General features: G+C 35.3%; 20 protein-coding genes. 11 read left to right on the top strand and 9 right to left on the bottom strand.

All coding sequences use genetic code 11. The features are described 5' to 3' along the window. Window positions 1–4 precede the first annotated feature (4 nt). Entirely contained in the window at window positions 5–979 is a 975-nt protein-coding gene (locus tag IP358_RS06550; protein ID WP_006802787.1) for a L,D-transpeptidase family protein, read from the top strand. Between the two features lie 7 nt (window positions 980–986). Here IP358_RS06550 and IP358_RS06545 read toward each other — a convergent pair whose 3' ends face one another. Genes IP358_RS06545 through IP358_RS06525 form a run of 5 tightly spaced genes read right to left on the bottom strand, consistent with a single transcriptional unit; the run spans window position 987 to window position 5,565 of the window. Next, window positions 987–1,373 (bottom strand): NifB/NifX family molybdenum-iron cluster-binding protein, encoded by a 387-nt coding sequence (locus IP358_RS06545; protein ID WP_006802786.1) that lies wholly within the window; start codon window positions 1,371–1,373, stop codon window positions 987–989. 2 nt (window positions 1,374–1,375) lie between these two features. After that, window positions 1,376–2,446 carry a hypothetical protein gene (locus IP358_RS06540; RefSeq protein ID WP_006802785.1) on the bottom strand — a complete coding sequence of 357 codons (1,071 nt, stop codon included), beginning with the start codon at window positions 2,444–2,446 and terminating at the stop codon, window positions 1,376–1,378. Window positions 2,447–2,455: 9 nt separating this feature from the next. Beyond that, window positions 2,456–4,441 (bottom strand): methionine--tRNA ligase, encoded by a 1,986-nt coding sequence (gene metG / locus IP358_RS06535; RefSeq protein ID WP_040498569.1) that lies wholly within the window; start codon window positions 4,439–4,441, stop codon window positions 2,456–2,458. After that, a complete protein-coding gene (locus tag IP358_RS06530) occupies window positions 4,419–4,727 on the bottom strand; it encodes a hypothetical protein (protein WP_006802783.1) in 309 nt (102 codons plus the stop codon). Before IP358_RS06530 ends, metG begins: the two co-directional genes overlap by 23 nt. Continuing rightward, window positions 4,714–5,565 (bottom strand): class 1 fructose-bisphosphatase, encoded by an 852-nt coding sequence (locus tag IP358_RS06525; RefSeq protein WP_006802782.1) that lies wholly within the window; start codon window positions 5,563–5,565, stop codon window positions 4,714–4,716. Before IP358_RS06525 ends, IP358_RS06530 begins: the two co-directional genes overlap by 14 nt. A gap of 143 nt (window positions 5,566–5,708) precedes the next feature. On the opposite strand from IP358_RS06525, the gene rpe reads away from it, so the two are divergent. From rpe to IP358_RS06485, 8 genes are all read left to right on the top strand, one after another. Continuing rightward, window positions 5,709–6,344, top strand: a complete 636-nt coding sequence (gene rpe / locus IP358_RS06520) for a ribulose-phosphate 3-epimerase (RefSeq protein WP_006802781.1) — start codon at window positions 5,709–5,711, stop codon at window positions 6,342–6,344. A gap of 74 nt (window positions 6,345–6,418) precedes the next feature. Next, window positions 6,419–7,462: a tetratricopeptide repeat protein gene (locus IP358_RS06515; RefSeq protein ID WP_143440566.1), complete on the top strand. Its 1,044-nt coding sequence runs from the start codon at window positions 6,419–6,421 to the stop codon at window positions 7,460–7,462. After that, a complete protein-coding gene (locus IP358_RS06510) occupies window positions 7,429–7,563 on the top strand; it encodes a hypothetical protein (protein ID WP_257534871.1) in 135 nt (44 codons plus the stop codon). Before IP358_RS06515 ends, IP358_RS06510 begins: the two co-directional genes overlap by 34 nt. Beyond that, on the top strand, window positions 7,556–8,173 hold the full coding sequence (locus IP358_RS06505) for a hypothetical protein (protein ID WP_040498565.1): 618 nt from the start codon (window positions 7,556–7,558) through the stop codon (window positions 8,171–8,173). Before IP358_RS06510 ends, IP358_RS06505 begins: the two co-directional genes overlap by 8 nt. A gap of 70 nt (window positions 8,174–8,243) precedes the next feature. Then, entirely contained in the window at window positions 8,244–8,954 is a 711-nt protein-coding gene (gene modA / locus IP358_RS06500) for a molybdate ABC transporter substrate-binding protein (protein ID WP_006802779.1), read from the top strand. Then, window positions 8,954–9,595: a molybdate ABC transporter permease subunit gene (locus tag IP358_RS06495; RefSeq protein WP_006802778.1), complete on the top strand. Its 642-nt coding sequence runs from the start codon at window positions 8,954–8,956 to the stop codon at window positions 9,593–9,595. Before modA ends, IP358_RS06495 begins: the two co-directional genes overlap by 1 nt. 9 nt (window positions 9,596–9,604) lie before the next feature. Continuing rightward, window positions 9,605–10,438 (top strand): ModD protein, encoded by an 834-nt coding sequence (gene modD / locus IP358_RS06490; protein ID WP_006802777.1) that lies wholly within the window; start codon window positions 9,605–9,607, stop codon window positions 10,436–10,438. 89 nt (window positions 10,439–10,527) lie between these two features. Further along, window positions 10,528–11,148 (top strand): superoxide dismutase, encoded by a 621-nt coding sequence (locus tag IP358_RS06485; RefSeq protein WP_006802776.1) that lies wholly within the window; start codon window positions 10,528–10,530, stop codon window positions 11,146–11,148. Between the two features lie 17 nt (window positions 11,149–11,165). Here the strand turns inward: IP358_RS06485 and ftsZ are convergent, their stop codons facing one another. The 4 genes from ftsZ to nusA form a co-directional block, all read right to left on the bottom strand. Continuing rightward, on the bottom strand, window positions 11,166–12,332 hold the full coding sequence (gene ftsZ / locus IP358_RS06480) for a cell division protein FtsZ (protein ID WP_006802775.1): 1,167 nt from the start codon (window positions 12,330–12,332) through the stop codon (window positions 11,166–11,168). 28 nt (window positions 12,333–12,360) lie between these two features. After that, a complete protein-coding gene (ftsA, locus tag IP358_RS06475) occupies window positions 12,361–13,764 on the bottom strand; it encodes a cell division protein FtsA (protein WP_006802774.1) in 1,404 nt (467 codons plus the stop codon). A gap of 38 nt (window positions 13,765–13,802) precedes the next feature. After that, window positions 13,803–15,260 carry a peptidylprolyl isomerase gene (locus tag IP358_RS06470; protein WP_006802773.1) on the bottom strand — a complete coding sequence of 486 codons (1,458 nt, stop codon included), beginning with the start codon at window positions 15,258–15,260 and terminating at the stop codon, window positions 13,803–13,805. 100 nt (window positions 15,261–15,360) lie between these two features. Beyond that, window positions 15,361–16,476 carry a transcription termination factor NusA gene (gene nusA / locus IP358_RS06465; protein ID WP_006802772.1) on the bottom strand — a complete coding sequence of 372 codons (1,116 nt, stop codon included), beginning with the start codon at window positions 16,474–16,476 and terminating at the stop codon, window positions 15,361–15,363. 271 nt (window positions 16,477–16,747) lie between these two features. Between nusA and IP358_RS06460 the strand changes: the two genes are divergently transcribed. Together IP358_RS06460 and miaB are read left to right on the top strand one after the other, a co-directional pair. Continuing rightward, window positions 16,748–16,990: an HP0268 family nuclease gene (locus IP358_RS06460; protein ID WP_006802771.1), complete on the top strand. Its 243-nt coding sequence runs from the start codon at window positions 16,748–16,750 to the stop codon at window positions 16,988–16,990. Between the two features lie 2 nt (window positions 16,991–16,992). Beyond that, window positions 16,993–18,309, top strand: a complete 1,317-nt coding sequence (gene miaB, locus IP358_RS06455) for a tRNA (N6-isopentenyl adenosine(37)-C2)-methylthiotransferase MiaB (protein WP_006802770.1) — start codon at window positions 16,993–16,995, stop codon at window positions 18,307–18,309. Window positions 18,310–18,344 lie beyond the last annotated feature (35 nt).

Raw genomic sequence — 18,344 nt, 5'->3', positions numbered from 1 at the left:
ATGTATGAAGTTTTTTAAAATTTTTTATTTGTGTTTGGTTTTGAGTTTTGCAAGTGCGGGTGATTTTGAATGGGTGGAGCTTTATAAAAAAGGTGGTGTGAGTGCGATTGAAAAAAAAATAGATTCCATTATGCAAACACGCGATTTTTGGAGTGGAGTATTAAGAGAACAAGATACGCGTTTTGGGTATTATGAAGATTTAAAATATCTTTTTATTGCCACTAAAAATGCACCAACGCTAAGGCTTTATGCGCTAAATGAGGGAAAATGGAATGAAAAATTAAATGTGGAGAGTTTAGTTGGTTCCAAAGGAGGGCATAAAGAAAAAGAAGGGGATTTAGCAACTCCTATTGGTGTATATTCACTAAATGCACGCTTGGTAAATCTTGATCAATATTATGGACCACTTGCATTTGCTACAAATTATCCAAATCTTTATGATCGCTTGCAAAAGCGTACAGGCTATGGAATTTGGATTCACGGAATGCCTTTAGATGGGAATCGCAAAGAGCTTAATACGCGTGGCTGTATTGCGATTGAAAATGATAAATTAAGCAGTGTGGATGCACTTATTAATTATCGTCAAGCACTTTTAATTACCTTTGAAAATAGCTTCAAGGAAGTCAAGAAAGAAGATTTAAGCATTTTATTAGCGGATTTGTATGTATGGAAAGATGCGTGGAAAGAGAGTAATATTGAAAAATACTTAGAATTTTATAGTAAAGATTTTATAAGATTTGATGGAAATAAATATGATGATTTTGCTCAAAATAAGCGTAGAATATTTGCAAAAAATGAAAAAAAAGAGATTGTATTTTCTCAAGTTAATATCTCGCCTTATCCAAACAATGAAAATAAAAATCTTTTTAGAATTTCTTTTTATGAAGAATATAAAGCCCCAAGTTATAGGTTTAGTGGAGAAAAAGAGCTTTATGTGGAATTAAAGGAATCCAAAATGCAAATTTTAGCAGAAAGGTAATTTCTGCTTAAAGCTTAATAAACTTAAATGCGTCTTTTGCGCTTTGGCAGTCCATATCCATTTTGCAAACTTTAATTCCACACTCATTAAAGACTTTTGCTGTATTTTGGCAGGCTTTTTTTACAAGCACAACAGCGCAGTCTTGGATAATCTCACCTAACACATTGTGTTCATTTTTATGTGCGATTTGCTCTTCTTCGCTCATCTCACTATCTTTGTGTGAGCAACCAGCATTAGCACTCTCATTGCCACGCGGATTTTTGCGTAACTCAAGGAAATCAATTTTTTTAAACATTCCGCTTCCACTTTGTTCAAAAATGGCAAAAAATGGAGTGTGTCCAGTATTATTAAACACTCTTAGAGTTTCGTCAAAAACAGGCACGGCAATTTTCATTATTAATCCTTTGTATAGTCAAATAAATTTGTTTCTGTAACTTGATTTGTAAATTGTGTTTCTAGCGCGTGTGTATCTATCCCCAAAATCAGCGCAAAATTGTATTTTTCATCAATAAGCATTGAAAAAAGCTCTGTTTGGTTAGAATAGGAAGTAACCTTTGCAAAAGGAGCGTAAAGTTCGCGGTAAATCTCTGGCACAAAAAGAGTTAAATACGCCCATTTTGCATACATTTTAAAATAAGCCAAATATTGTTCGTAAATTTTGGAATCTTGGCAGGCTAGCAAGACTTTATTTGTGGTTCCAGGCTTCGCAATCACGCCTCGTTCATCTAAATAAATGGGTTTAAAAATGCTTAAGGTAGAAAAATTTTCTAATTGAACATTAATAGAATAATTTTCGCAAAACTCTAAAACACGCGCTAGAGGTTGAATAAAGAGTTTAGGAAGAGGGATTTCATAATCCACGCTTTTATAAAACAATTTGATTCCAAAAAGAGAATAAGAATTTAAGTCAAAAGGGAGTTTTTTATCATCGATTTTTTCTTGAGAGAGCATTTTTATTTCTTGTTGATTTTTGGGAAAAATACTTAAATCTAAGTTTGTATTGCAATAGAGAAAAAATACTGCATCGCTTTCAATAACTTTATGGATTAATCCACTTAAGCTTCCACAAAAATACCCTAGCGTTTTTTTGTGTGCAATAATTTGTGTGGCAATTTCATATTCTTCTTTGTGAAGTAAAAATAAAATTTTATTGTTAATAAGGAGATAATGGCGCAAAATTCGCATTAAAGATTGCTCTAAATCTTCAACACTAATCCAAGCCACTTCTTTATCGCTCATTGCAATATTTCCGCTAAAAAGGATTCCAAAAGCACCCTTTTCAATAGCTTCTTCTATGTCTTTTTGCGCTTGCGCACTTTCTTTGTTTGTTGCAATAAATAAATCCCCTTTACGCACACTACTACTTTCATCGCAAATTTGATGAAAAAAAGAAATACTGGGTTTATTTAGTAGTGTTCCAAACGCAATTTCTACAATTTCATTAACGCCAATTTGTATTCCCTTCATACTTATCCTTTAGCTAATTTGACTTCCATTCTCTCTTTTGTTTTGTGGTGTAATAAAGGCTAATCCATTATTATCTTTTGCTGCTAAAATCATTCCTTCACTTAGTTCCCCCATAAGTTTTGCAGGTTTTAAATTTGCTAACACGCAAACTTGCTTCCCTAGCAAATCTTGCGGCAAATAATGTGCTTTAATCCCAGCTAAAATCTGGCGTGGGCGTGCTTCACCTAAATCTACTTGAAGCTTTAGAAGCTTCTCACTCTTAGGTAAAACTTCTGCATTTATAATTGTTCCTATGCGTATGTCGATTTTCATAAAATCATCTTTACTAATAGGGCTAGAAATCTCTAAAGGCTCAAGCTTTGTGCTTTTAGATTCTTTATTTTGCATTTTGGATTCCAATTTCAAATCCATGTTAGAATCTTGCAATAATTTCTCTTCAATGCGTGGAAAGAGCGCTGGAGTTGGTTCTAAAATTACGGAATCCAAAATCTCCCCTTGCGTGATAAAACGCTTAAAACACTCTGTGTTTGCGTTCAAACCAAAGACTTTTAGAATCTTGTCGGCACTTTTTGGCATACAAGGTGATAAAAAAAGTGCTGCTTTTAGCAAGATATTTGCAAGTAGTAGCAATAATTGTGCCACTTCCGTGTGTTTATTATCCTTTATGAGTTGCCATGGCTCTTTTTTGGCGATGATTCCATTACCTAGACTAAAGAGTTTCCAAAGCTCTTCTAGGTAGCGATTAATCTGTACTTCATTGATATGCGATTCCAAACTTTCTAAGATTGTTTGGATTTGCACAAGTTCATCACAATATGTAGATTTTAGCTCCGATAAATCTGCCTTTAGCTTGTTATTAAAATATTTTGCTCCCATTCCCAACAAGCGGTTTAGCAAGTTTCCTAAATCATTACCTAAATCCGCATTAATCCGTTCTATTAGCGCGCTTTGTGAGAAATCGCCATCTTGTCCAAAAGGTACTTCACGCAAGATGAAATATCTAAATGTATCAAGCCCATATGCATCTACTACTTCTTTAGGATTAACAACATTGCCGATGCTTTTACTCATTTTTGCGCCATCTTTGGTCCACCAACCGTGTGCGGCAATGTGTTTTGGAAGTGGCAAATCAAGGCTCATTAAGAATGCGGGCCAATAAATTGCGTGAAATCTCAAAATATCCTTGCCTACAATGTGAAAATTTGCTGGCCAAAAGTCCATTTTGTTTGGCAAATCATTGTGAAATCCCAAAGCACTTAGATAATTTACAAGTGCGTCAAGCCACACATACATTACATGCTTTTGATTGTTTGGATTATTTTCTAAAAGTTCTTTTGGAAGTTTGATTCCCCAATCAAAACTTGTGCGTGTAATAGATAGGTCTTCTAAGCCACTTTTTACGAAGCTTATCACTTCATTGCGCCTTGATTTTGGAAGGATAAAATCTGGATTTTCATCATAAAATTTTAAAAGTCTTTCTGCGTATGCGCTGAGTTTGAAAAAATAACTTTCTTCTTGAAGCAGTGTTGTTTCTTTGCCGCAATCTGGGCAGTTTTTTTCACTCATTAATTGTGATTTTGCAAAAAAGGATTCACAAGAAATGCAATAATTGCCTTCATACTCGCCTTTATAAATATCACCCTTTTCATACATTTTTAAAAATACATATTGCGCACTTTGTAAATGTGTAGAATCTGTGGTTCTAATAAAATAATCATAAGCAATATCAAAAGAATCCCAAAGATCTTTGAAGCGTTTTGAGATGCTATCCACATAGTTTTTTGGATCTTGCCCCATTTTTTTCGCACTTTGTTCTATTTTTTGTCCGTGTTCATCTGTTCCTGTTAGGCAAAATACGCTATTGCCTTTTAAGCGGTGGAATCTTGCAAGAGTATCTACAATAATTGTTGTATAAGCGTGTCCGATGTGTGGAATATCATTAACATAATAAATTGGCGATGTAATATAAAATTTAGAATTCAAAACTTCCTCCATTTCCTTTATTCATACTCAAATAAACAGCACTCACATAATCATTTCTAATAGCACATTCTAGGACTTCTTGGCAGTTTCCACAAGTTTTTAAACCCTTAGATTCTTGGCAGATTTTGAGTGCTTCTTGTGTTTGGCTTAGATTTTCTTGTGTGGTTTTGGCAAATACTTCTTTTTGATCACAAGCTTGTGTGTGTTTGCAAAACATACAGCTTGTTACGCCCTCGCGCTGCTGACATTCTTTTAAGGCTTTTAGCGCGCTTTGTATGTCGATTCTATCGGCTAACAAATTCTATCTCCCAAATGCTTCCAAAATAGCAAGGTGTAGTGTCGTGTAAATGTGTAGGCTTTAATTCTAAAAGGGGTGTGATTTTAGATTCTAACTCATCAATAAAAACCGCCTTTCCACCAGCTCTTTCAAAGATAAAAGCAAAGGGAAAGACTTCAAAAAGCATTCTCAGTTTGCCCTTTGGTGCATCGCTTGTAGCAGGATAGGAAAACAATCCACCGCCTTTGACTAAAATGTGGTGTAGATCTGGAACCATTCCTCCACTATAACGCAAGCGATAGCCTGCATCAAAAAGGGATTCCATTTTTTCTTTATGTGTTTTGCTCCAGTTTTTTTGTGTGCCACCCGTGGCGTTTAACTTGCCCTTTTCTGAAAGTTTTAAGCATTTTTGTAAGCCAAATTTTTCTCCATCATAAGTGAAGTAATCCACACCTTCTTTTAAAAGTGAAGTAAATCCGATTCCAACTACCATTCCATACACAACATACGCGCTTGCGACTAAGTTTTGCGGAAGAAAATCACCTTGATAGATTCCAAAAATACTTCCCACACTTAAGTTTGCTCCCATTAAAGATGAACCATCAAGAGGATCATAAGCAATAGAATATGTGCCATTATCGTAGAGTGTAATCGCACTTGTCTGCTCTTCGCTACAAATTTGTTTCACGCAAGGAAGTGTTTTAAGTGTATTTTGCACGATTAAATCCGCTTGCACATCAGCTTTTAGTTGCGTATCGCCTGTGGCATTTGTGCTTTGTGTGTATTCCCCTAGACTTTTTTGTAAAATAGAATAAATTTCCAAACTTGCTTGCTTAATCTTTGTAAGAATGGAATCCAAATCTTTTGCTAGATTGGCGTTTGCTTGCACGCTTTGCTCCCTTTTGAAAAATTTTTTTATTATACACTAAACAATGCTATTTAGGGCAATATTAGTGTTATTTTGCTAGAATTTTTTAAAAATTTTTATTTAAGGAATCTTAAATGCTTGTTGCGCCAAGTATTCTTTCAGCAAATTTTGGAAAATTAGAAGCGGAAGTGCAGGCAATTTGTGCGGCAGATTGTGATTTTGTGCATATTGATGTGATGGACGGACATTTTGTGCCAAATCTTACCTTAGGTCCTGTTGTTGTGGAATCTGTGGTAAAGGCTTCTACAAAGCCTCTTGATATTCATTTAATGGTGCAAAACAATTCCTTTTTTGTGGATTTGTTTGCGCCTTTTAAACCAGAGTTTTTATCTTTTCATATTGAAGAAGAAAAGCACGCAAACCGCTTAGTGCAAAAGATTAGAGATTTAGGCATTAAACCCGCTGTTGTGTTAAATCCACACACGGGAATTGAAAGCATAGAATACTTACTAGAAGTTGTGGATATGGTGCTTGTAATGAGTGTAAATCCGGGCTTTGGCGGGCAGAAGTTTATCCCAAATGTGTTAGAGAAAATCAAACGCTTAAAAGATAGAATTGAAATATGGAATCCAAAATGTTTAATTGAAGTTGATGGAGGCGTAAGTAGTGCAAATATCGAGCTTTTAAGAGAAGCAGGGGTAGATATTGTAGTAGCTGGAAGCTATGTTTTTAGTGGGGATTATGCACAAAAAATTGCGTCTTTAAAATAAGGGTTAGTGTATGCTAGATAAGGCACAAATGTGTTATTTTGTAGGGGGATTATCAAACAAGTTTTAATGTGTGCGTGCAGGCTTTGTTAGATTTAAAAAAGTTAGAATCTAAAAATATGGAATTGCAAAATAAGTTTGTAGAACTTGCTGCTTTAAGTGCTTTAAAATTAGAGATTCCACAGGCTTTAGAATTCTGCACGCAAAGTTATCATTTACATAAAGATTCTATATTCCACGCACTTAATCTTGCAAAAGCCTTGTTTTTAGCACAAGATTACGCAGAGGCTACAAAGCTTTTAGAAGAGTTGGTTAAAATGCAGCATTCCTTACAAAAAGAATGTTTGGAATTGTTCATCGAAGTCTATAAGGCGCAAAATTTGCTAGAAAATGCGGAGAGTATGTATTGTGTGCTTTTGCAGCACGCGCCTAAAGAATGGCAAAGGTGGCTAGAATGTGGTGATATGTATTTTTATAATGCTCCAAAAAAGGCATTAGAAGTTTATAGTGCGTGCTATAAAGTTGCAAGGGAAGTCTTAGATGAGCTAGTTAAAAACGCTCCCTTTGTAGAGATTCCACAAACTTGTGAACCAGACTCACTTACGGCAAGATTTAATTCTAAACCACAAATTATAGAAAATCCAGAAATCACACAATTAAAAATCTTTTTAAATACAAATTTAGAAGTGAGAATCGCGCAAATTTTGTTAAATCTTTTTGAAAAACCTAAGCAAGAAGCACAGCAAGCACTTGAGATTTTGATAAATTTACAAGCGCAAAATACTAATAATGATGTGTATTGGCTAGCCTTTGCGCGTGCTTTAGAATACACAGGATATTATGCGCAAGCAGAGCAAGCGTATAGAAGGATTTTTACAATTCCTAATGTTAATGCGCATAATTTATACATAGCGCATTTTTGGCTAGCCTATCTTTTAATGCGTCAAAATCGCTTTAGTGAAGCCCTAGAGTCCTATGAGTATCGTTTGTGTTTTGCAAGTAATAATACCTTTTCTCCTTTGCATTATAGTCTTGCTAAAGAAGCGTTTTGCAAGATTCTAATGCGTTTAAGGATAAGGAAATTTGCGTGTATTGTGAGCAAGGATTTGGCGATACTTTAATGTTTATGCGCACTCTGCAAGCACTTTGTGCAGTGGCAAAAAAAGTGTATTTTTCGCCACAAAGTGCCTTGTATCCTTTGTTGCAAAGAAAAGTTGTCTAGGGAGGATGTTTTTAAGAAAATAGAACTTTTAGATAGGATTCCACAGAGTTTTGATTACGCACTTCCTTTGACTTCTTTGCCTTATTTTTTGGGTCTTGATACTTTAGAGAAAATTCTTGAACTTAAAACTCCGCTAACTTTAAAGAGAAAAATACCAAGAAATAAAATAAAAAGAGTTGGATTTTTTTGGCATACGGATTTTGCGCTTAAGGAAAATAATTCGCGAAATTTTAGTTTAGAATTTTTCTTAAATTTTTTATTAGAATTAGAAAATGTGGAGCTTATATCCCTGCAAGTGGGAGATTTTGAACTTCCAAAAAATGTGGAAAATGTAGGAAAGGGCTTTAAAGACTGGCTTGATACTTATAAGGCAATGGAAGATTTAGATTGTGTGGTTGGGATTGATAGCTCTCCAGCGCATTTAGCTTTGCTTTGTGGAATCCAAACTTTAATTATTTTACAGCCTAGATTTGATTGGCGATTTGGTTTGTATGAAGCCCCTAAGGCTAAGTTTTATGGGGAAAATGCGCATCTGTTTGTGGCAAATCCAAAGGACTTTAGTGCTAAAGATGGAATTTTAGAGAAAATCTATAAAATGTTGGAATCTTAATTTTAATTGAGCTTTTAAAATATATTTATATTTATTAATATATAATGATTTGTTTAATTAAGGAGTTGCAATGCGTATTGTCGGGCTATTGTTAGCGTTTATGTTTGTGGGCGTGCAGAGTTTTGCAGAAGTGTTTATTGCAGCAGGTGCTGGGTATAAAAAGCCTTTAGAAACGGTTAGCGCTTTGTATGAAAAGCAAAGTGGCAAGAAAGTGTTAAGAAGTTATGGAAATTTACAGCAAGTCATTGAACAAGCAAAGCAGAGTGGGAAGATTGATGCGATTTTTGGCGATGAAAAGTTTATCCAAAAGTCTAAATTGTCTGTGAAGCCAGCACAGCTAATTGGGAAAGGCAAATTGGTGCTTGTTGCAAGTAAAAGTGTGGAGTTAAGAAGCACAAAAGATTTAGAAAAAATGAATAAGATTGCACTGCCAGATGCTAAAAAGGCAATTTATGGAATCGCAGCAATGGAGTTTTTAAAGAGCGCAAATTATGCGGAATCTTTGAAGGATAAATTAATGTTTGTAGCAACTGTGCCACAAGTTAGCACTTATTTAAGACAAGGTAGTGTGGAAGTTGGCTTTATTAATTTAACAGATTATTTGGCAAATAAAGAGCAGTTTGGAGAGATGATTGAGATTCCACAAGAGACTTATTCGCCGATTTTGATTGTTGTTGCACCATTGCAAGATTCTAAAAGCGCAGAATTAGCGGATTTTATGGCGTTCTTGGATTCCAAAGAAGCAAAAGAAGTTTTTAAGGAATATGGTCTAGAGAAGTAATGCAAATCTCCTTAGAGCCTTTATTTTTAAGCCTAAAAGTTGGGTTTGTGTGCTTGGGGTTACATTTGGTTTTTGGAGTGTTGTTGGGCTATTATTTAAGCCGAGCAAATGGGCTTGTGGCTACCATTTGTGATATTTGTGTGACCTTGCCCCTTGTATTTCCTCCCATTGCGCTTGGGTATTTTTTACTAGTGCTTTTTGGGAAATATGGAATGCTTGGTTTTTTGGATTTGCTTTTTAGTTTTGAGGCGGTGGTTTTAGCAAGTTTTATTGCGGGGCTTCCACTTGTGGTAAAGCCGATTGAATCTGCCTTTAGTGAGCGAACAAAGACTTTGGAGTTAGTGAGTTTCACACTTGGGAGAAGTTGGCTTGATACTTTTATTTTTATAAGTCTTCCTTGTATTATAAAAACATTAATTACTGCGCTTTTTCTAGGTTTTGCAAGGTCGATTGGTGAAGTTGGAATCACGCTTTTAATTGGTGGAAATATCATTGGCAAAACAGAAACTATTTCACTTGCAATTTATAATGCGGCTCTAAGCGCAGAATATGAAATTGCAGGGTTTTATGCGATGATTTTAGGCGGAGTGGCGTTAGCTATTTTTCTTATTTTGAGAGTGTTGCAAAAACCAAATCTTTAAAGGAAGTTAATGATTTATTTTAGCGATAACGAACTTATAGCACTTGTAGAGCAAGATGTGCCCTATTTGGATAACACGACTTTTGGGCTTGGGATTAGCGGAGTTGCAAAAATGTGTTTTTATCCTAAGCAAGATGAGATTGTAGCAAGTTGTGTAGAAGAATGTGCGCGCATTGCCAGAATTTTTGGGCTTGAAGCAGTTGTTTTTAAAAGTGATTCTGCACTTGTTGCTCCAAAAGAATTGATGCTTGAAGTTTGTGGGGAACGCACTAAACTTTTTAGGATTGCAAAGACTTTGCAAAATCTTTTAGAATATGCAGGCGCAGTGGCAACTTATACATATAAAATGTTGGAGATTGCACGCGGTGTTAAGCCAGATATTGCATTGCTTGGGACGCGTAAGAATATGCCCTTTGCAAAAAAGTTTTTGTTAAAGGCGCTTATTTGTGGCGGTGGGATTCCACATCGCTTGGGGCTAAGTGATAGTATTTTAGTCTTTAAAGAACATTATCTGGCTTGTGAAAATCTTAAGGAATCTTTTAAGGATTTAAAGGTGCGTTTTAAGGAACATCGTGTGATTGTTGAGGTGGAATCTAAAGAGCAAGCGCTCAAATTTGCGGAGCTTGGGGCAGATGTGTTGCAATGTGAGCGTTTCACTCCGCAAGATTTAAGAGAGCTTGTAGAGATACTAAGAGCGGAGTTTGAGCATTTGTGCTTTAGTGCTACTGGGGGAGTGTGTTTAGAGAATGTAGAAGAATATGCAAAAAGCGGTGTTGATATGCTTGTTAGCACAAGTATGTATCGCGCGAAAATTTGTGATATTAAGGTGGAATTTATCAATTAATTCTTTATCTTAAAGTGAAAATTTTGCGTTTGTGCGTTAGAATTCTTATGCAAAACTTTTAGTTTTGGATAAGAATTTAAAGGATTACAATGTTTAAATTACGCACATTGCCATTTACAGAAATAGTGGGTTTTATCAGCAAAGAAACCTGTGAGTTTCATTATGGAAAGCATCATCAAACTTATGTGAATAATCTTAATAATCTTATTAAAGGAACAGAATTTGAAAATAAGAGTTTATTTGAGATTGTAACAAAGGCACAAGGTGGAGTGTTTAACAATGCAGCACAGGTGTATAACCACGATTTTTATTGGGATTGTGTAAGTCCTAATGCAAGTGCTAGAAGTGCAGAGTTAGATGAAGCAATCAATGCGACATTTGGAAGTTTGGAGAAGTTTAAGGAAACATTTTTAAACTCTGCAGTAACTTTATTTGGTTCAGGTTGGTGTTGGCTTGTGTATAACAATGGTAAATTAGAAATCAAGCAAACAAGCAATGCGCAAACTCCTGTAACAGAAAGTATGATTCCATTACTTGTTGTAGATGTATGGGAACACGCTTATTATATTGATCATAGAAATGCGCGTCCAGCATATCTAGAGAAATTCTTTAATTATATTAATTGGGAATTTGTTTCAAAGTCTTTAGAGCGGGCAAAAAAAGAGGGGATTAATTCTGTGAATTTTTACATGAATTCTCTTCACGCATAGGCGCATTTGCGCTTATGCTAGTCCATTTGCTTTCTTATGTATGCAGGGATGTCCAAGATTTCATCACTTGTAAATTCTCCACCACTTACTTTTTTTCTAGCAACACTTAGACTTTCTTGTTGATTAATTCTTTGACTCATATCTTTTGGATTAACAAGTTTTAATGTAGAATCACTATTAGTTTGCGTTTGTATAGAGTCAGATTCTGTTGAGATACGCTCAAATCCTGTAGCAATGATTGTAATTCTAACTTTATCGCGCTCTATATTTGCATCTGTTGTTGTTCCAAAAATTACATCCGCATCCATATCTACATTTTCATTGACGATATCCATTGCATCAGAAATGCTTCCTAATGGATAATCGGGGCTAATATAAAAATGCACAAGCACGCCTTTTGCTCCGTGGATAGACATATTATCAAAGAGAGGAGATTCAATTGCCATTTTGACTGCTTCTTTTGCAGCATCTGTTCCTGTAGATTCTCCAATGCCCATTAATGCCATTCCTTTATGGCTCATTGCTGTGCGTACATCTGCAAAATCTACATTAATATCGTTTGCTCCATGGGATAAAATCACACCACTCATTCCATTAACAGCGCAAACAAGCACATCATCAACGATTCTAAAGCTATCTTTTAATCCCAAATTTTTGTCAATAATAGCAAGAAGTTTTTCATTGGGGATCACAACAATGGAATCACTTTCGGCTTTGAGTTCTCTATAGCCTTCTTCAGCGAGCTTTGCACGCTTTCCGCCTTCCCAGCGGAATGGTTTTGTTACGATAGATACAGTGAGTGCGCCAACCTCTTTTGCAGCTTTTGCAATTACTGGTGCAGCTCCTGTTCCAGTTCCACCTCCAAGTCCAGCAGAAATAAATACAACATCTGTGTCTTCTAGAAACTGCTTTAACTCTTCATAACTTTCAAGAGCCGCGTCTTTTCCTACTTGTGGGCGCATTCCTGCGCCAAGTCCTTTTGTAAGTCTAGCACCAAGTTGGATTCTAACAGGAGCGCTTGAAGTGCTAATTGCCTGTGCATCAGTGTTGGCAACAGCAAGAGATATTCCTTCGTGTGTGCCTGTTTTAATAAGGTGCTCAATCATATTGCTTCCACCACCTCCAACACCGATAACTTTGATTTTCGCCCCAACGCTTAAGTTTGCCTCTTGAATATTTAACATTACCTTTACTCCTTCTAAAATTTAATCTCTAAAACATTTGGGTTAGCTTATTCCACATTTGGCTGAAAAAATTGCCATTTTGCTTTGGAATTTTAATTTCTGTTATGTTGCTTAAATCTTGCTTGATATCTGCTGCGCTTTTGGGTACGCTATTAACAGGACCTATAGTATTTTGCATTTTATCTTGCAATGGATTCATTAAAGGAATATTTTTGTGAAAATGCAAGGTTTCATCTTCTAATTTTTCATTGTAATAGCGGATCCTCTTTTCAGAATCAATCTCGTAATTTGTGTATTTGCCAGAAGCATAAAGAATTAATCCAATCCCTGTTGAGCAATCTGGACCTTTTAAATCTGTAAATAATCCATCAACTTCTATAGGTTTTGCCAGGCGTACAGGCATATTAAAAAGTGCCGCCGCTAAATCTCTAATGCCATCTAATTGTACCATTCCCCCTGTTAGCACCACACCGCTACCTAGTTGATCTTTTAGCCCGCTTCTCTCTAGAGATTTTGCTAAAATCATTAGGGTTTCTTCTACGCGTGCATATACAACATTATGGACAGTTGCCAGGGCAACTTGATGTTTGCCACTATCCTCACCACCAATGCTTGGGATTTCGATAAGATTTTCTGTATCATCAATGGTTTTTGGAAAGCCACCATATTTAACCTTAACTTGTTCAGCAATTCCTTGAGGCGTATGTAAAGCCATAGCCAAATCATTTGTAATGTGGTTTGAACCAACACCTAAGAAATCATTGTAGCGCAAAGAATTTCCGACATGGATCATAAGCTCACAAGTGCTTCCGCCCATATCAATGCAGGCTACTCCTAGGTTTTTTTCATCTTCGCTTAACACAGAAATAGAGGAAGCATAAGAAGCCAAAACAATATTTTCTATTTCAAGATCTGCGCTTTTGATGGCTTTTTTAAGATTGCCTAAACTTGATTTTTGTGCAGTGACAATTCTTACAGAAACCTCTAAACGACTGCCACTCATCCCCATAGGATCATCAATGAAATCTTGGTCATCAAGTTTAAAATTATAAGGCAAAATATGAATAACTTCGTATTCGCTAGGGATTGAAGCGTTATAAAGAGCAGTTTGTATTACGCGATTAATCTCTTTAATTCCTATCTCATTGTTTGGGATATTGACAATTCCAGAGCTATCAGTACTTTTTGTGTAAGCTCCAGAAATAGAAATTGTAGCTTTATTAATGTTTGTTCCTGCCACGCGTCTTGCATCATTTAACGCATCTTTAATTGAGCGACTTGCTTGTTCAATGTTTGTAATAGAGCCTTTTTTTAACCCAGATGATTTGTGAAATCCCGTCCCGATGATATGTGGAATCCCATCTTTATAATTTGCAATAATTGCGCAAATCTTTGTTGAACCAATGTCAATTCCTAAGATGGTTTGTTCCAAATCCTTACCTTTTAAATAGTTCTCTTTCATTCTCTGCCTTAGATTTTTCTAACAACTTTATAAAGATTTAATAAATGTTCCATGAAGGCTATTTCAGTTAATCTTGACTTTATTTGTATCCCATTTTGTTTTATGAAATCTAAATTTTGTGTGATTATATCAGAATTTTTTAATCTTTGGTCAAGGATTTCATATAAAATTACTTTATTTTTTAATAAAATGTAGCCTTTTGCTTCAGTTTTATTAAAAAGTTGCGTAATAAAATCTTGACTCTCTTGAGAGTTTAATCCTTTTAATGCTATTTTGTTTTCGCGTGAAACATAACCAACATCAACGCCTTTAAAGTCTGCAAGCAATAATGCTGCTTTTTCTTCTAAGAGCTGGGTTTTTCTAAGTGTTATGAAATCTTCTATGGCATCTTGTTTGGCAGCTTCATAGCTTTTGGGCTCGCTTGGGATAATTTTTTGGATTTTAATTGTGATAAATTCCCCCTTGACTTTAATTGGTTTTAGTGTTTCTTGCTCTTTGGCTTGACTTAGAAGGTTTAAAAATTCTGTGTCGTAGTTGGAATCTCCTTCATAGATTACTAGCGATTCCGCTTTTTTATTTTCTCCTTTTCGCAACGAAATATATTCTTTTAAAGACTCTTTCTCGGCTTGAGAGGATTTATAATGCGCGATTACCTTATCCTTTGCTTTATCGAATGGGAGTAATTGTCCATTTTCGTCTAAAAATTGATTTTTAAAGTCTTCATAATGCTTTTTTAATGTCTCATTATCTACAGGAATGGAATCAGATTTTACGGAAACTTTTAGCACTTCATAACCACGTTGTGTTTGGTAGATGTCTTTGTTTTCTTCCCAGTATTTTTTGATCTCTTCTTCTGTGGGATTAAAGGTAATTTCGGAGTCATTTAATACTTGGATTTTAAGGTGATCTTCGCTAAAAACAGCCTCACTTATTGTTTGAATTTCTAAGGGAGTGAGTGGAATTTCTAAGAGTGCATCAAGTTTTTGGAGCAAAATTCCTTCACCTAGCTCTTCTTCAAAGTCTTTGGGGCGCATTTGATTATCTGCTAGTAAGCGTTTGTAGATAGTTTCATCAAACTTCCCATTATTTTGAAAAATATCCATTGCAGTAAGAGTTTGGATAATCTCCTCTTGACTAATCCTTAAACCTACATCGTGTGCATAATTTAGCATTAAAGCGCGTGAAATTAGTGTATTTAATGCTTGCTCTTCAATGCCCAGCTTTTTGGCTTGTTCATTATCCAAGTTTCCATTAAAGAGTTGATTATAAACATTGTATAGCCTTGCGTATTCGCGTTGTAGTCTATCAATAGTGATTTGGCGATCGCCTACAACTGCAGCAGCATTACTTGTGTTTGAAAAGCTATAAGCTCCCCATCCAACAAATCCAGCACCTAAAAATGCAATAGCGCTAATCCAAATAGTAACTATTAAGTATTTTTTATGTTTTTGCATAAAGCCAATCATTATAAAACTCCAAAAATGCTAATTAAAACTCTGTAAAATACACTAAAAAGTGTGCGATTTTACTCAAAAAATCTTTATAAAGTAGTAAATTCTGCATTTATTACTCTTTAAAGAGCGATGAAAGAATATCTATATTGCTACTTTTTTGTGTTTCTTGTGTGCTATTACTTGATACTTGCTGTGTTCCGCTATCAATTTCTTTGAGTTCAATCTCATATCCTGTTAGCATTGAGGCTAGGCGAATATTGATTCCATTTTTTCCGATGGCTTTTGGCTTTTGCTCACTTGTAATGCTGACAATTGCTTTTTTATCTTCTACGGCAACACTAATAACAAGAGCTGGTGAGAGTGCGCGTGCTATGTAGATTTCAGGCTGGACAGAGTATTCAATGCAATCGATACTTTCATTTTTTAATTCTTTGGAGACAGCATTGATTCTAACGCCCTTTACACCAACGGTTGCACCGACTGGATCAATTTTTGCAGAATCTGTTTTTAAAGCAACTTTAGCTCTTTCTCCTGGGATTCTGGAGGAATTTACAATTTCAACATCACCATCTTTAATTTCTGGCACTTCCAGTTTTAATAACTCTTCAAGCATTTTTGGAGTGGTGCGACTAAGCTCAATCATAATGCCATTTTGGCGGTCAATCCCAACATGCTTTAAAACTGCTCCTACAATTTGTCCTACTCCAAACTCTTCACCTTTGATACGATTTTTTTTAGGTAAAATTGCACGGATTTCGTCAATTTCAATATAAGTGTTGCCTAAACTGTCGGCTCTTACGACATTTCCGCTAACAATTTTTCCAATTTGGGATTTATATTTATCAAAAAGTTGCGTTTCAATCAAACGTTGAATTTTAAACTCTAGTTCCCTAAATAAAGCATTAACTGCATTTCTGCTCATATCTTCTAAACTAAGCTCATAGCGCAATTCGTCACCTATTTTAATTTCGCTATCATGTTTTTTAGCTTCGCTGAGCGGAATCATATTTTTGCCATCTAGTGCATCAGAATCTTCACAGACGCTGATAACCTGATAGAGATGTAATGTTTTATTTTTTTTGTCAATTTCAACATCATAATGGATTGTGGAATCCAAACTTTCCTTAGCGACTTTTATTACAGCATCTTTGACGGCATCCGTCACACTTTCAATGGGAAGCCCCTTTTCATAAGCGATCCCTTCGATAATGTCTAGTATCTTCTCCAAAATTGTATCCTTATAAAATTTCGTATTCTAATTGAAATTTTCTTTATAAGGGCTTACTTAACTATAACTTTTTAAAATATGGCAAAATGAAATTTTGCGTATATGCGTATATGCGTATATGAGTATATGAGTATATGAGTATATGAGTATATGAGTATATGAGTATATGAGTATATGAGTATATGAGTATATTTGTGCAAGATTAAAATTATTTTTTAAGCAAAGAAGATTTATAATAACCCATTTTTCTAAAAAAGTTAAGGGTAAAAATATGGATATTAAATTAGCACGCGCACATATTAATGAAAAACCAGTAAAAATTACAACAAAAAAACTAGAAGAGATGCTAGAAGAAAAGAAATCCGACATTTTTTATTGTGATAAAGAAAATTCTCATAAAGATATGCAAGCTCTATTGGAGTATTTTGAAAAAAAAGGCAGGCGTGCATATTTTAGAGAAGTACGCTATGGATTAGATGAGGGTGACTATATGTATGAAATCCATATTCTGTAAGTATGGCAAAAAAACTTTATATTGAAACACTTGGTTGTGCTATGAATGAGCGCGATAGTGCGCATATCATTGCAGAGCTTGAAGAAAAGGAATCTTATCAACTTACAGAAAACCCACAAGAGGCGGATTTAATTTTAATTAACACTTGCTCTGTGCGTGAAAAGCCAGAAAAAAAACTTTTTTCAGAGATTGGGCAATATGCAAAAATCAAAAAAGGAGATGCAAAAATTGGTATATGTGGTTGCACGGCAAGTCATCTAGGTGACAAGATTTTAAAACGCTCTAAGGCAGTAGATTTTGTGTTAGGAGCGCGTAATGTATCAAAAATTTCACAAATTATTCATCAAAATCGTGTGGCTTGGGTAGATATTGATTATGATGATAGCACTTATGTTTTTAGTCAAAATCAGCATTCTGCTCTAAAAGGAATGATTAATATCTCTATTGGTTGTGATAAAAAATGCACCTATTGTATCGTGCCACATACGCGTGGAAACGAAATTTCAATTCCATCAGATTTGATCTTACAAGAAGCAAGGCGTTTGGCAGAGAGTGGCACCAAAGAGATTTTGTTGCTTGGGCAAAATGTAAATAACTATGGAAGGCGTTTTTCAGGCGCACATCGTGCTATAAATTTTACACAACTTCTTAATGAAATCTCCCAAATTAATGGACTAGAAAGAATCCGTTTTACCTCTCCACACCCTTTGCATATGGATGATGAGTTTATTTTAGAGTTTGCACAGAATCCAAAAATCTGTAAAGCCATTCATATGCCTTTGCAAAGTGGATCTAGTGAGATTTTGCGCAAAATGAAAAGGGGGTATAGCAAAGAGTGGTTTTTAAATCGTGTAGAAAAAATGCGCCATTTAATTCCAGAGCTTAGCATTGGCACGGATATTATCGTGGGTTTTCCAACAGAGAGTGAAGATGATTTTTTAGAGACCTTAGATGTGCTAGAAAAAGTGCGTTTTGATACCCTATATAGCTTTATTTACTCTAGTCGTCCGCACACTGAAGCCCACCATTGGTTGGAAATGGAGCAAGTGCATTTGATAGATGAAGAGATTGCAAAAGAGCGTTTAATGCGCTTAAAAGATAGACATAAAGAGATTTTAACGCAAGATAATGCAAAACAAGTTGGTAGAATTCATAAGGTTTTAGTGGAGAGTTATGATGCGCAAAACTTATGGCTAGAAGGGCGAAGTGATACAAATAAGCTTGTGCGTATTAAGGCTGGTAGAGATCTTGTGGGATCTTTGTGTAATGTGAGAATTACAGAAGTTAAAGGTGCGCAATTAATAGGTGAGCTAGCGTAGGTTAATGTGAAAGAAAAATTTCGGGAATTTAAGCG

The organism is Helicobacter winghamensis ATCC BAA-430 (assembly GCF_028751035.1).
Lineage (GTDB): Bacteria > Campylobacterota > Campylobacteria > Campylobacterales > Helicobacteraceae > Helicobacter_D > Helicobacter_D winghamensis.
This window is presented reverse-complemented; position numbering and strand designations above follow the sequence as displayed.

What these genes read in the sequence shown, in the direction of transcription:
- IP358_RS06550 (WP_006802787.1), top strand. Translation starts at nt 5, where the DNA reads ATGAAGTTTTTTAAAATTTTTTATTTGTGTTTGGTTTTGAGTTTTGCA.
- IP358_RS06545 (WP_006802786.1), bottom strand. Translation starts at nt 1,373, where the DNA reads ATGAAAATTGCCGTGCCTGTTTTTGACGAAACTCTAAGAGTGTTTAAT.
- IP358_RS06540 (WP_006802785.1), bottom strand. Translation starts at nt 2,446, where the DNA reads ATGAAGGGAATACAAATTGGCGTTAATGAAATTGTAGAAATTGCGTTT.
- metG (WP_040498569.1), bottom strand. Translation starts at nt 4,441, where the DNA reads ATGGAGGAAGTTTTGAATTCTAAATTTTATATTACATCGCCAATTTAT.
- rpe (WP_006802781.1), top strand. Translation starts at nt 5,709, where the DNA reads ATGCTTGTTGCGCCAAGTATTCTTTCAGCAAATTTTGGAAAATTAGAA.
- modA (WP_006802779.1), top strand. Translation starts at nt 8,244, where the DNA reads ATGCGTATTGTCGGGCTATTGTTAGCGTTTATGTTTGTGGGCGTGCAG.
- IP358_RS06495 (WP_006802778.1), top strand. Translation starts at nt 8,954, where the DNA reads ATGCAAATCTCCTTAGAGCCTTTATTTTTAAGCCTAAAAGTTGGGTTT.
- modD (WP_006802777.1), top strand. Translation starts at nt 9,605, where the DNA reads ATGATTTATTTTAGCGATAACGAACTTATAGCACTTGTAGAGCAAGAT.
- IP358_RS06485 (WP_006802776.1), top strand. Translation starts at nt 10,528, where the DNA reads ATGTTTAAATTACGCACATTGCCATTTACAGAAATAGTGGGTTTTATC.
- ftsZ (WP_006802775.1), bottom strand. Translation starts at nt 12,332, where the DNA reads ATGTTAAATATTCAAGAGGCAAACTTAAGCGTTGGGGCGAAAATCAAA.
- IP358_RS06470 (WP_006802773.1), bottom strand. Translation starts at nt 15,260, where the DNA reads ATGATTGGCTTTATGCAAAAACATAAAAAATACTTAATAGTTACTATT.
- IP358_RS06460 (WP_006802771.1), top strand. Translation starts at nt 16,748, where the DNA reads ATGGATATTAAATTAGCACGCGCACATATTAATGAAAAACCAGTAAAA.
- miaB (WP_006802770.1), top strand. Translation starts at nt 16,993, where the DNA reads ATGGCAAAAAAACTTTATATTGAAACACTTGGTTGTGCTATGAATGAG.